Origin of the sequence: Streptomyces sp. NPDC002467 (assembly GCF_042889825.1) — a bacterium.
Lineage (GTDB): Bacteria > Actinomycetota > Actinomycetes > Streptomycetales > Streptomycetaceae > Streptomyces.
On record NZ_JBIARJ010000009.1, the window covers coordinates 48,586 to 60,705 of the forward strand.

Below are 12,120 nucleotides of genomic sequence, written 5' to 3' on the forward strand. Positions count from 1 at the left end.
ATTCAGCCCTAGCCTCGAACTGCCACAAGATGCCTGAAGTATGGCAGCACTTCCCCTGCGCACCGGACGACGTACGGGAGGAACGATCATGAGCAAGGGCGGCAAGGGCGGCAAGGGCAAAGGCGCGGGCGGAAGACCGCTCCGCGAGGGCCGGGTCCACTGGAAGAAGTCGGCGGTCGTCGCCGTCCCCGCGGTCGCGGCCGTGGGCGCGGTGGGCATGATCATGGCGCAGGGCGCGCTCGCCGCCTCCTTCGCCGTCTCGGGGACGAGTTTCCAGGTCGCCTCGTCGAAACTCAGCAGCAAGGGCCTGGCCTCGTACGTGCAGACGGACCGTTCCGTCGACGGCAAGGGGCATCCGGTGGCGCTGCTCGGCATCGGCGAGGCCACGCTCTCCGACATCTGCCAGTCCGCCGAGGTCGACACTCCCGTCGGCAAGGTGGTCTTCAAGCTGACGGCGGGCGGCCCGGCCGGGGACGTCACGGCCACCAGTCTGGTGATCGACGGCGAGGACCTGAACGGCGACGCCACCTTCGGCACGGCGCAGATCGGCCGGGACGCCTCGACCCTCGACCAGGTGGACGGGGTCCGGGGACCGGCGGGGAAGTTCGGCCTGCAGGCCGGGAACATCGAGGTCGTCGGCGTGAAGTCGCACGCCTGGTCGGCGACCGGCGGGAACTTCAGGCTCAGGGGCCTGAGCCTGAGCGTCGGCCTGGACGGCAAGAAGTGCTTCTGAGCCCGCCGCGCGGGTGGCCGGCCCTGCGGCTGCCGCTGCCGGAGCAGCGGCGGCGGCTGCGCACCTGGCGCCGGACCCGGCCGTTCTGGGGCGGGCTGCTGGTGCTGCTGGGCGGGGCCGAGCTGCTGCTCGTCCCGCTCTCCCCGCTGACGGTGCTGGTCAGCCTGGGGCTGGGCGGGATCGCGGCCATCGGGATCGGCGTCGCGCTGATCCTGGCGGCGCTGTTCCTGTGGTTCCTGCCGGGGGCCAAGGCGTACGTCTCCCTGCACGCCCTGCTGCTGTCGGTGCTGTCCTTCGTCGCCACGAACCTGGGCGGGTTCCTGGTCGGGATGCTGCTCGGCATCGCGGGGAGCGCGCTGGCGTTCGGCTGGACGCAGCTGCCCGACGAGGAGGAGGGCGAGGGGGACGGAGAGGGGCCGGACGAGGAAGGGCCGGACGAGGAAGGTGCGTACGTCCCCGGGCCGACCGGCGGCGGGCCGCGGGCGCTGGCCGCCGCCCTGCCCGTGGTGTTGCTCGCGGCCTTGGCCACGGGCGCTCCGCACGCGGAGGCTGCCCCGGCGGGCGGGGCTCCGATGGCCGCTCGGACTCCCCCGACGGTGACGACGTCGCGGTTCGCTCCGCAGGGTTTCGCGCTGGCGGGGGTCACCGAGGTGCCCACGGTGGACGGGCCGCTCAAGGTGCTGGTGCTGCGGATGCGCGGGGCCTCGCTGCGGGACTACCGGCTGCGGACCCGCGACGGCGGGCAGGAGTACGGGCTGGCTGCCGACTCCCTCGACCTGCGCGGCAACGTGACCCTGTACCTCACGAAGTTCAGCGGCTGCATCGAGGGACTGCTGTGCGTGACCTTCAGCCCCCAGGGGCTGCCGGCGCCGCCGGTGATCCCCCCGTTCGTCTTCATGACCCAGGTGACGGCCGAGCAGGCCCTGGTCACCTCGGACGTGATCGTCACCGACGGGCTCCGACTGGAGGCGTCGTGAGCCCGGTGCGGGCGGTTACAGCCAGCCGACCTGGGTGACGAACATGGCGACGACGACCACGAGGGTCCAGCCGAGGACGTGCTCCAGCCAGGCGGGTCCGTCCTTGGGACCTCCGGTGCGGACGAGGCTCCGGGCGCGGGCGGTGAGGGTGGCGGCTTCTGTGGTCATGCCGTCCAATGTGCCGGCGTTCGCGGCTTTCGCGGTAGAGACGACGGTCACTGGAGGCACAGGTCACACGGGCGTCGCGGGCAGTGGACGTGCCACCGGGCCCCGGCCTGTTCGGTCGGGGCCCGGCGCGTCCATCGGTCCGGCGCGGGTCGCCTTCCTTCGGTATCGCGGTCAGCCGGTAGTCGCGGTCAGCTTCGGGTGCGGGTCTCGTTGCGGCCGGCCATACCGGCCATCGCGAGGCCGAGGCACAGGGCGACGCCTCCGACGATCACGTTGTTGACGATCGTACGGGTGAAGGCCATGTCGCCTCTGATGGCCCACGGGGCGATGATCGTCCACGCTCCGAGGACGACCGCCGTCCACGCCATCGCGTGGGTGCGCTCGTACGCGGAGCCCAGACCGCCCATGCACAGGCAGAAGGCCAGGCCGGCGATCAGGTTGTTGACGGCCAGCGGGGTCAGGATGCTGAACCCGGCGATCCACGGGGACGCGGCCAGGTACAGGCCCGTGATCAGGGCGAGCGCCTCGACGGCCTGCGCCGCGGGGGTGCTGGTCACCCGCTCGAACCGAGAGCGCATCTCGGCGAGGTCGGGGTGGTGTTCGATGCTCGGATGGGTGGTCATGGCCGGCCGCCTCCTATTGAGAAGCCTTTATGTGCCATTTACTCCATTATGTTCCGCTTGTGCGACCTGCTCAAACGGGGGAACTCACAGCACTCCGACCGCCCGCAGGGCCCCCAGCTGCGCCGCGTCCGGGGCGGCCGGGGCGTAGAGGTAGCAGACGCCTCCGCTGCCCGAGGCGACCTTGCCCGCGGCGTTGTGGCGCTTGGTGCGCAGCCAGATGTTCTCCCACTGGCGGCGCTTGTAGACGCGGCGGACGGCGGCGTTGTCGCGCGAGTTGGGGTCGTTGGCGATCACGTCCCCGGCGGCTGTGAAGCCGATGACGGTCATCAGGTGCCCCGCGGTGCCGTAGCCGGCGCCCGTGAGCTCGTCGGCGGTGAACGACTGGGAGGTGATGACCGGGATGCCGGCCCGGACCAGGGTTTCCAGCTCGGTCAGCGAGGTCAGGCGGGTGACGACGCCGGCGAGGCCGCGGTAGGTGGCCGCGTAGGCCGCATTGAAGGGCCAGTTCCCGCAGCCCTTGTAGGCGGCGTCGTAGGTGGAACGGGCGGCGTGGCAGACCTGCGGGTCGGCGTACTTCGGGTTGACCCAGGTCAGGGCGGTGGCACTCGCCTTGCGGCCCCAGTACTCGATGATCATCTGGGAGGAGGTGGGGCTGCACCAGGCCTCGCCGCCGTTGTCGTACTCGGGGTACTGACCGGCGTGGATCTCCTGCGAGTAGCGCGGGACCTTCAGTTCGTGGCCCTTCCCCGAGGGGGTGGAGGCGGGCACGGTGAAGCGGTCCGGGACGTCGGAGAGCATCGCTCCGGCCAGCCACACCGTCGGCCCCCGGTCGGCGCCGGGCTTGCGGTACAGGGTCAGGCGCAGCCGCCAGTCGGTGATGCGCAGGCCGCCGGCGGGGGCGTCCACGGCCAGGGTGTCGGTCCAGACGGTGGAGCGGCCGTCGGTCTGGCCGTCGACGGAGGTGCGGCGGATGTCCCGGTCGCCGGAGGCCCAGCGGGCCATGACGTACCAGGGGGTGGACCTGCCGTCGCCGTAGGTGCCGCGCAGCTCGGCCTGGATCCAGGTGCCCGCGGGGGTGCGGGCGTTCCAGGAGGCGATGGCCTCGGTGGCGGGCACGGCGGAGCGGTGCACCGGGGAGGTCCAGGCCGCGTACTCCCAGGTGCTCTTCCTGCCGGTGTGCGGGTCGGCGTACTCGGTGCGGCCGACCGGCGTCGCGATCTCCAGTCCGGGCCGGGCTCCGCCGACGGCTGTGGTGCCTTGGTGGGTGCCGGCCAGCCAGTGCGCGTACGAGTACCAGAAGTGGTTGTCGACGGTACGGCCCGAGGCGCGCGGGGCGGGCGGGGCCGAAGGGGCCGCCGCGGCCTCGGCGCTGCCGCCGGGGACGGTGGCGGCGGTGGCCGCGGTGGCGACCGCGAGTGCGGCGACGAGTACGGCCCTGCGCGGTGTGGATGCGGGCATCGCGGGCTCCCCCAGGGGTGGTCGGTGCGTGGCTGGGCTTCACCCTTCCAGTTCCCGGCGCCGGCGGGCCGAAGCGGCGGGCCGTGTCGGCGGTCCCGGGTCGGCACCTAGGCTGGTCGGGTGGAGTCGCACCAGCACCGGCAGTCGCATCAGTCCCTCGAATCGCTCGCGCGGGAGCTCGCCGCGCTGCCTCCCTCCCTCGGCCCGGTGCGGCTGATCGGGATCGACGGGCACGCCGGGTCCGGCAAGAGCACCTTCGCGGGACTGCTCGCGGAGGCGCTGGGGGCTCCCGTACTGCACCTGGACGACGTGGCCACGCACGAGGAGCTCTTCGGCTGGCAGGAGCGGCTGCGGACCCAGGTGCTGGAGCCGCTGGCCGCCGGCCGGCCCGCGCACTGGGCCCCGTACGACTGGGTGGAGCGGCGCTTCGGGCCGCAGCGGGTGCTGGAGCCCGGGCCGGTGCTCCTCGTCGAGGGGGTCGGGGCCGGGCGGCGGGCGCTGCGCCCGCATCTGGCGCGGCTGCTGTGGATGGAGACCCCGCGTGCCACGTCCTGGGGGCGCGGGCGGAACAGGGACGGGCGTGAACTCTCCGATTTCTGGGACGGATGGGAGCGCGCCGAGCTCGCGCACTTCTCGGACGACCCTTCGCGCCCCTTCGCCGACACCCTGGTACGCCAGAGCGGTACGGGATACGAGTGGTCTTCCGGGACCTCTGCGACCCCGCGAACGGCTGCTTTCGTCACCGACGGTGACGGACTCCCCCGGGCCTGAGCGGCCCTGGAAATCAGCTCCGGCGGGCCTCTTCCGACCTGCTTGACCTGGGGCCCGCGGCGGCCTTACGTTCTCAATGCGAGGCCTTCACCGGCCGACGCGGACACGAAGCCCCCGATCGTTCCCCCGTGATCGGGGGCTTCGTTCTGCCTCCGGCCGGGACGCATCGGCGCCGATCCTTCACCCTGAGTCACCGGGCGCACCGGGGGCGCACACACGACCAGGGCCCGTCGCACCCTACGTAAGGTGCGAAACCGCAGGTACGATGCAGCCCTGATTTCAGCGACGCCAGTCGGGGCACCGGCACAACTCGCGCGCTCGAAGCGGGGGTTGCCGCGCACCACGAGGGCAGGCTTGTGGGGGACGTGATGGATTTCGGCACGCCGGGCAGCGCGCACGCCCCGGCCGAACTCGCCTGGCTGCGCGGGGTCGACGCCTGCACCATGGGCGCCTATCCGCAGGCCGAGGAGGAGTTCCGGACGGCCGTACGGCTCGATCCCACGATGGCCGACGCCTGGCTGGGGCTGCATGCGTTGAGGGTCGACACCACGAACGCGTTATTGCGCATGTACGCGCACCGGGACCGCTTCGGCGAGCAGCGGGCCCGTCACCGGCGGACACTGAACTCCTGGTACTGGCTGGGCTGGTGGGTGCAGCCGGTGCTGGAGAGCCGGCGGGACCTGCTGCTCGCCCACGCCTCGCACTGGCTGGACGGCCGCCACGTGCCGGAACTCGACCAGGCGCTGGCCGCACTGCCCCCGGTCGACACCGATCCGCAGGTGCGCTTCCTGCACGCGTGCCGGGCGTACCTGGTCAAGGACTGGGAGTTGCTCGTACGCAACACCGAGCCGCTGGTGGACGATCCGCTGCTCGGCATCGAGGCGGGGCTGTTCGGCGGGATGGCGCGGGTCCGGTTGGAGATGTACGGGCAGGCGGAACCGCTGCTGTCGGCGGCGCTGATGCGATGTCGCAGCGAGCAGCCGCAGCGCAAGGAGTTGCGGTACTGGCTGGCGCGGGCGCACGAGGGCACCGGGCGCAGCGCGGCCGCGCTGCCGCTGTACCGGGCCGTGCACCGGGTGGACCCGGCCTTCATGGACACCGCGGCGCGGCTGACGGCGATCGAGGACGGCGACGACACCGACGGCATGGCCGATCTGGCGGGCACGGCCGGGTACGCCTCGTACGGCGGCTCCGGAGGGCACGGCCCGTCCCCGGCGGGCGGGGGCTTCGCGAAGGTGGCGCTGGGCGGCGGGCCCATTCAGGACGTCGCTCCGGACGGCCAGGCCGCCGCCCCGGAACCGCCGGCTCCGCCGGTGCCGCCGGGGAGCCGGGTGGAGGGCTCCCGGCGCAAGGTCTCGTTCCCCGCCCAGGGCGCGCCCGTGGGGCTTCCGGCGGGGCCGGCCGACCCGGAGGCGCTCGCGCAGGCTCTGGCGGAGCTGGAGCGGATGGTGGGCCTGGAGCCGGTGAAGCGGCAGGTGAAGGCACTCTCGGCGCAGTTGCACATGGCACGGCTGCGGGCGGGGCAGGGGCTGCCGGTGCAGCCGCCGAAGCGGCACTTCGTCTTCTCCGGCCCCTCGGGCACGGGCAAGACGACGGTGGCCCGGATCCTGGGCCGGGTCTTCTACGCGCTGGGGCTGCTGGGCGGCGACCATCTGGTGGAGGCACAACGGGCGGACCTGGTGGGCGAGTTCCTCGGGCAGACGGCCGTGAAGGCGAACGAGCTGATCGATTCGGCGATCGGCGGGGTGCTGTTCGTGGACGAGGCGTACTCGCTGTCCAATTCGGGTTACAGCAAGGGCGACGCGTACGGCGACGAGGCCCTCCAGGTGCTGCTGAAGCGGGCCGAGGACAACCGGGACCACCTGGTGGTGATCCTCGCGGGCTATCCGGCCGGGATGGACCGGCTGCTCGCGGCCAATCCGGGGCTGTCGTCGCGGTTCACGACGCGGGTGGACTTCCCGAGCTACCGGCCGCTGGAGCTGACCGCGATCGGCGGGGTGCTGGCGGAGGCCAACGGGGACCGCTGGGACGAGGAGGCGCTGGAGGAGCTGAGCAGCATCAGCGGCCACGTGGTGGAGCAGGGGTGGATCGACGAACTCGGCAACGGCCGGTTCCTGCGGACGCTGTACGAGAAGAGCTGCGCCTACCGCGACCTGCGGCTGGCGGGCTTCTCGGGGGAGCCGTCGCGGGACGACCTGGCGACGCTGCGGCTGCCGGACCTGATGCAGGCGTACGGGGAGGTCCTGTCGGGGCGCGGGCCGCAGGACCGGCCGGAGGCGCTGTAGGGGGCGGGGCGGGGCCATGCCGCTGCGCGGGGCTCCGCCCCGGACCCCGCGCCCCGGACACCCGGCGGGGCCGGGATCGGCAGCACTACGGTATGTCCGGGGGTGCTCCGGAGAACGCCGCGATGGCGCTGATGACCAGCCAGAGGACGGCCAGGGGGATCACGAACCAGAGGACGGAGAGCGGGCGCCCTACCCTGCCGGTGGCCCACACCTCGTCCGCTTGGCTGCCGAGGCTGCCCCGCAGCAGGGCGCCGGCCTCCTCCGCGAACGCCGGATCGGCCTCGGCGAGGTTGACGAGCGCCGCCGTGAGCCGGTCGGCCGCTTCCGGTGCGGAGGGAGCGCGCTCGAAGTCGGTCAGGAACGCGAGGCCCTGTTCCGTCAGCCGGTCGCGCAGCAGCGCGCGGAGCCGGCGCGCCACCGGTGAGGCCACGGCCGCGTCCTCGCTCAGCAGGGCCACCATCCTGGCCGCGGTCTCGTCGTGCTCCGCAGGCATCCGACCACCCCCCTCCCGCGTACGGTCAGTACCCCGGCACCGGTACGACGAACCCGCCGACCCCACTGGGGGGGGGGGCGGCGGGTTCGTCGGATGGCCGGCCGGTCGGTGGGTCCTCCGCGCGGAGCCCCGGGAAGCCCCGGGAAGCCCCGCGCGGCGGGGTCAGACCCGGCCCGCCGGGACGCGGTGGGCCGGGTCGCGGACCTCGCCCACCAACATTTCCAGGACGTCCTCCAGGGCGACCAGGCCCAGGACGCGGCCGGACGGGTCGGCCACCTGGGCCAGGTGGGTGGCGTCGCGGCGCATGACGCTGAGCGCGTCGTCCAGCGGGAGCGTCGCGCACAGGGTGGTCATCCGGCGCCAGACCCGCTGCGGCACGGCCCGTTCCCGTTCCTCCAGGTCCAGTACGTCCTTGACGTGCAGGTAGCCCATGAAGGCGCCGCTGTCCGCTCGGACGGGGAAACGGGAGTAGCCGGTGCGCACCGTCAGCTGCTCGATCTGGCGCGGGGTGGCCGACGGGCCGACCGTGACGAGTCTGCCCGGGGGCAGGAGGACGTCGGTGACCTGACGGCTTCCCAGTTCGAGGGCGTCCTCCAGACGTTCCTGCTCGCCCGGTTCGAGGAGCCCGGCCTGCCGGGAGTCCTCGACGAGCCGGCCGAGCTGGGCGCTGGTGTAGACGGCCTCGACCTCGTCCTTCGGTTCGACGCCGAACCACCGCAGGACGAGCGCCGCGCAGGCCCCCAGCGCGGTCGTGACCGGGCCGCACAGCCGCGCGAAGGCGACCAGACCGGGGCTGAACCAGAGCGCGGTCTTCTCCGGGGCGGCCATCGCCAGGTTCTTCGGCACCATCTCGCCGATGACCAGGTGCAGGAAGACCACCGCGGCGAGCGCGAACGCGTAGCCGAGGGGGTGGATCAGGCCCTGCGGGACGTGGACGGCGTGGAAGACGGGCTCCAGCAGCCGGGCCACGGTGGGCTCGGCGACCGCGCCGAGGGTGAGCGAGCACACCGTGATGCCGAACTGCGCGGCGGCCATCATGCGGGGCAGGTTCTCCAGCCCGTGGAGGACCTGACGGGCCCGCTTGGAGCCGGCAGCGAGCGGCTCGATCTGGCTGCGCCGTACGGAGACGAGTGCGAACTCCGCGCCGACGAAGAAGCCGTTGGCGAGGACCAGGAGCAGCGCGAAGAGGAGTTGGAGCGCGTTCACCGGGCGGCCGCCTCTGCCTCGGCGGGCTGCCCGCCCGCGTAGGCGGCGGCCAGCTCGGAGCGTCCGGCCCCGACTCCCACGGTCCGGTCGGCGAGGGCCGCCGGTCCGGTTCCGGCCGGATTGGGTCGACCCGCGGGCACGGGCGCCGGCAGGACGCGGACCATCCGCACGCGCTCGGCGCGGTTGCGGCCGACCTGACGGACGGACAGCTTCCAGCCGGGGAGCTCGGCACGGTCCCCGGGGGCGGGGATCCGGCCGAGGAGGTCGGCGACGAGTCCGGCGACGGTCTCGTACGGGCCTTCGGGCACCTCCAGGCCTATGCGGCGCAGGGTGTGGACCCGGCAGCTGCCGTCGGCCTCCCAGGAGGGGCGGCCGTCCTCGGCGGGTACCGCGGCCAGTTCGGGGCTGTCGTCCTCGGCGAGGTCGTGCTCGTCGCGGACCTCGCCGACGAGTTCCTCGACGATGTCCTCCAGGGTGACCACGCCGGCCGTGCCGCCGTACTCGTCGACGACCACGGCCATGGGCTGCTCGCTGCGCAGCCTTTCCAGCAGCGGCTCTACGGGCAGGGAGCCCGGCACCAGGAGCGGCGCGACGCAGATCCGCGCGACGACGGTGCGGGCGCGGTCGGCCTCGGGCACGGCGAGGGCGTCCTTGAGGTGGACCACGCCGGTGATCTCGTCGATGCGCTCGCGGTAGACCGGGAAGCGGGACAGGCCCGTGGCCCGGGTCAGGTTGAGCACGTCGGCCGCGGTGGCGGTGTGCTGGAGGGCACTGACCTTCACCCGGGGGGTCATGACGTGCTGGGCCGTGAGCTCGCCCAGCGACAGGGTCCGTACGAAGAGGTCCGCGGTGTCCTGTTCGAGGGCGCCGGCCTGGGCCGAATGGCGTACCAGGGAGACCAGTTCGCCCGGGGTGCGGGCGGAGGCCATCTCCTCGGCGGGCTCCACGCCCAGCGCCCGTACGAGCCGGTTGGCGACGGCGTTGAGGCCTGCGATGACCGGCCGGAAGGCGCGGGAGAAGGTGTTCTGGGGGCCGGCGACGAACCGTGCGACCTGGAGCGGCCGGGAGACCGCCCAGTTCTTCGGGACGAGCTCGCCGACGACCATCTGGACGGCGGAGGCGAGCAGCATGCCGATGACGACGGCGACGCCGGAGACGGCTCCCCGCGGCAGGCCGGTCGCTCCGAGCGGCCCCGACAGCAGTGCGGCGAGGGCGGGCTCGGCGAGCATGCCGACCACGAGGGAGGTGATGGTGATGCCGAGCTGGGTGCCGGAGAGCTGGAAGGACAGCTCCCGCAGGGACTCGACCACCGTGCGGGCACGGCGGTCGCCTTCGGCTGCGGCGCGCTCGGCCTCGGGCTTCTCGACGGTGACGAGGCCGAACTCGGCCGCCACGAAGAAACCGTTGGCGAGGATCAGGGCGAATGCCGCCACGAGCAGGAGTAGCGGGATGGTCATGCCGCCGCCTCCGCGGGGAGGGCGGCGCGGGTACTACCGGACGATCCGTCCATTGCTGGAGGGAGTCACTCCTCAAGTCGCAGGTGACCGGCGGGCCCGGGGTCCCGGGGCCGGTGGCGGGGCGCACGGCTGCGCCCCGCCACCAGGGTAGTCATTGAGATCCTGGCCGCAATGGGACGCAGCGACGAGCCTTCGTGTGCTCAGTGGTCGTTTGTACCGGTTCCGTGCGTCTCGGCGAGGGCGCGCAGGGCGCGGGCGTCGCCGATCGCCTTGGCCTTGGCCACTCCGGGCTGGATGCCGAGGACGGGCAGACTGGTGCCGTCGCTGAGGTCGAGGAACACCCACGGGTCGCCGGGGCGGAGGTTGACGCGCAGGATCTGCGCCCACTCCAGGCGGCGCTTGGTCGTCAGGTTGACGACGGTGACGCCGGCTTCGTCGGCGACCACCTTGGGGCGGCTGAGCAGGAGGAGTACGGAACTCAGCAGCGCGGCGGTGAAGACGAAGCTGATCCGCTCCCCCGGGCCGAGCTTCTCCAGCAGGACGGCGATGGCCGAGATGGTGGTGAACATGACGAGCCCGACGCTCAGCAGCACCGCCCGGGTGCGGTTGGGCCGAAAGGTGACCGGCAGGACGGGCGGTACGGGCTGGGCGGCGGGCTCGCTCATGTGTGCTTCAGCGCCTTCTGGAATTACGGGATCGCGGTGCGGTGCGGTGCGGTGCCGTGCCGTCAGAGCCGGCAGGCGTGGATCGAGGTGGTGAGGATCGCGCGCGCGCCGAGCTCGTACAGGTCGTCCATGATCCGCTGGGCTTCCTTGGCGGGGACCATGGCACGGACCGCGACCCAGCCCTCGTTGTGCAGCGGGGAGACGGTCGGCGACTCCAGACCCGGGGTGAGGGCGACCGCGCGCTCCAGGTGCTCGGCGCGGCAGTCGTAGTCCATCATCACGTAGCTGCGGGCCACCAGGACGCCCTGGAGGCGGCGCAGGAACTGCTGGGCCTGCGGGTTCTCCGGGTCGGTGCCGTTGCCGCGGATCACGACGGCCTCGGAGGTCATGATCGGCTCGCCGATGACCTCCAGGCCGGCGTTGCGCAGGCTGGTGCCGGTCTCGACGACGTCCGCGATGATCTGGGCGACGCCGAGCTGGATGGCGGTCTCGACCGCGCCGTCGAGGTGGACGACGGAGGCGTCGATGCCCTTCTCGGCGAGGTGCTTGGCGACGATTCCCTCGTACGAGGTCGCGATCGTCATCCCGTGGAAGTCCTCGGGGCCCTTCGCGGTGCCGGGCTTGGTGGCGTAGCGGAAGGTGGACCGGCCGAAGTTCAGCGGCAGGATCTCCTCGGCGCTGGCGCCGGAGTCGAGCAGCAGGTCGCGGCCGGTGATGCCGATGTCGAGCTTGCCCGAGGAGACGTAGATCGCGATGTCCTTGGGGCGGAGGTAGAAGAACTCCACGCCGTTCTCGGGGTCGACGACCACGAGCTCCTTGGACTCCTTGCGCTGGCGGTAGCCGGCCTCATGGAGCATCGCCGACGCCGGTCCGGAGAGTGAACCCTTGTTGGGGACGGCGATGCGCAGCATGGGGCTTCCTTTGGTGCGTGGGATACGTGGGTGCGGGCGGGGTGAGCGTGCCTGGCTCAGAGGTGCGCGTAGACGTCGTCGAGGGAGATCCCGCGCGCCACCATCATCACCTGGACGTGGTAGAGCAGCTGGGAGATCTCCTCGGCGGCGGCGTCCTTGCTCTCGTACTCCGCGGCCATCCAGACCTCGGCGGCCTCTTCGACGACCTTCTTGCCGATGGCATGGACGCCCTTGCCGACGAGCTCGGCGGTACGGGAGGTGCTGGGGTCGCCGTTGGCGGCCTTGAGCTGGAGCTCGGTGAAGAGCTCTTCGAAGCTCTTAGGGGGTTTGTTCGCCATGATGCCCTTAGAGTACGGGTTCACCTGGCGCCCCC

The 12,120-nt window shown here is 72.6% G+C and carries 13 protein-coding genes; 4 read left to right on the forward strand and 9 right to left on the reverse strand.

Annotated features, from left to right (window positions below):
- The first annotated feature begins 88 nt into the window (after window positions 1-88).
- Together ACFYYJ_RS19780 and ACFYYJ_RS19785 are read left to right on the forward strand one after the other, a co-directional pair.
- Window positions 89-733, forward strand: coding sequence for a DUF6230 family protein (locus ACFYYJ_RS19780; RefSeq protein ID WP_389134414.1), 645 nt, complete (start codon window positions 89-91; stop codon window positions 731-733).
- The gene (locus ACFYYJ_RS19785; protein ID WP_389134079.1) at window positions 724-1,710 is read left to right on the forward strand and encodes a DUF6114 domain-containing protein; all 987 of its coding nucleotides are present in this window, start codon (window positions 724-726) and stop codon (window positions 1,708-1,710) included. Before ACFYYJ_RS19780 ends, ACFYYJ_RS19785 begins: the two co-directional genes overlap by 10 nt.
- A 15-nt stretch (window positions 1,711-1,725) precedes the next feature.
- Here the strand turns inward: ACFYYJ_RS19785 and ACFYYJ_RS19790 are convergent, their stop codons facing one another.
- The 3 genes from ACFYYJ_RS19790 to ACFYYJ_RS19800 all read right to left on the reverse strand — a co-directional run bounded on the left by ACFYYJ_RS19790 (window position 1,726) and on the right by ACFYYJ_RS19800 (window position 3,959).
- Window positions 1,726-1,878: an SCO1431 family membrane protein gene (locus ACFYYJ_RS19790; RefSeq protein ID WP_384581230.1), complete on the reverse strand. Its 153-nt coding sequence runs from the start codon at window positions 1,876-1,878 to the stop codon at window positions 1,726-1,728.
- 188 nt (window positions 1,879-2,066) lie between these two features.
- On the reverse strand, window positions 2,067-2,501 hold the full coding sequence (locus ACFYYJ_RS19795; RefSeq protein WP_385364779.1) for an SPW repeat protein: 435 nt from the start codon (window positions 2,499-2,501) through the stop codon (window positions 2,067-2,069).
- 84 nt (window positions 2,502-2,585) lie between these two features.
- A complete protein-coding gene (locus ACFYYJ_RS19800; RefSeq protein WP_389134082.1) occupies window positions 2,586-3,959 on the reverse strand; it encodes a peptidase C39 family protein in 1,374 nt (457 codons plus the stop codon).
- Between the two features lie 120 nt (window positions 3,960-4,079).
- Between ACFYYJ_RS19800 and ACFYYJ_RS19805 the strand changes: the two genes are divergently transcribed.
- Together ACFYYJ_RS19805 and ACFYYJ_RS19810 are read left to right on the forward strand one after the other, a co-directional pair.
- The gene (locus tag ACFYYJ_RS19805; RefSeq protein WP_385364781.1) at window positions 4,080-4,730 is read left to right on the forward strand and encodes a uridine kinase; all 651 of its coding nucleotides are present in this window, start codon (window positions 4,080-4,082) and stop codon (window positions 4,728-4,730) included.
- A 368-nt stretch (window positions 4,731-5,098) separates the two neighbouring features.
- Complete coding sequence (locus ACFYYJ_RS19810; RefSeq protein ID WP_385128777.1) at window positions 5,099-7,015, forward strand: AAA family ATPase; 1,917 nt, start codon at window positions 5,099-5,101, stop codon at window positions 7,013-7,015.
- 85 nt (window positions 7,016-7,100) lie between these two features.
- On the opposite strand, the gene ACFYYJ_RS19815 is transcribed toward ACFYYJ_RS19810, so the two are convergent.
- From ACFYYJ_RS19815 to ACFYYJ_RS19840, 6 genes are all read right to left on the reverse strand, one after another.
- Window positions 7,101-7,508, reverse strand: coding sequence for a hypothetical protein (locus tag ACFYYJ_RS19815; RefSeq protein ID WP_389134086.1), 408 nt, complete (start codon window positions 7,506-7,508; stop codon window positions 7,101-7,103).
- Between the two features lie 162 nt (window positions 7,509-7,670).
- Complete coding sequence (locus ACFYYJ_RS19820) at window positions 7,671-8,714, reverse strand: hemolysin family protein (protein ID WP_385128775.1); 1,044 nt, start codon at window positions 8,712-8,714, stop codon at window positions 7,671-7,673.
- Complete coding sequence (locus ACFYYJ_RS19825; RefSeq protein WP_389134089.1) at window positions 8,711-10,171, reverse strand: hemolysin family protein; 1,461 nt, start codon at window positions 10,169-10,171, stop codon at window positions 8,711-8,713. The genes ACFYYJ_RS19820 and ACFYYJ_RS19825 overlap by 4 nt, the downstream gene beginning before the upstream one ends.
- Before the next feature lie 200 nt (window positions 10,172-10,371).
- Window positions 10,372-10,836 carry a PH domain-containing protein gene (locus ACFYYJ_RS19830; protein WP_385128773.1) on the reverse strand — a complete coding sequence of 155 codons (465 nt, stop codon included), beginning with the start codon at window positions 10,834-10,836 and terminating at the stop codon, window positions 10,372-10,374.
- A gap of 62 nt (window positions 10,837-10,898) precedes the next feature.
- Window positions 10,899-11,747, reverse strand: coding sequence for an ATP phosphoribosyltransferase (hisG, locus tag ACFYYJ_RS19835; RefSeq protein WP_384589234.1), 849 nt, complete (start codon window positions 11,745-11,747; stop codon window positions 10,899-10,901).
- Window positions 11,748-11,803: 56 nt separating this feature from the next.
- On the reverse strand, window positions 11,804-12,085 hold the full coding sequence (locus tag ACFYYJ_RS19840) for a phosphoribosyl-ATP diphosphatase (protein ID WP_365172582.1): 282 nt from the start codon (window positions 12,083-12,085) through the stop codon (window positions 11,804-11,806).
- Window positions 12,086-12,120 lie beyond the last annotated feature (35 nt).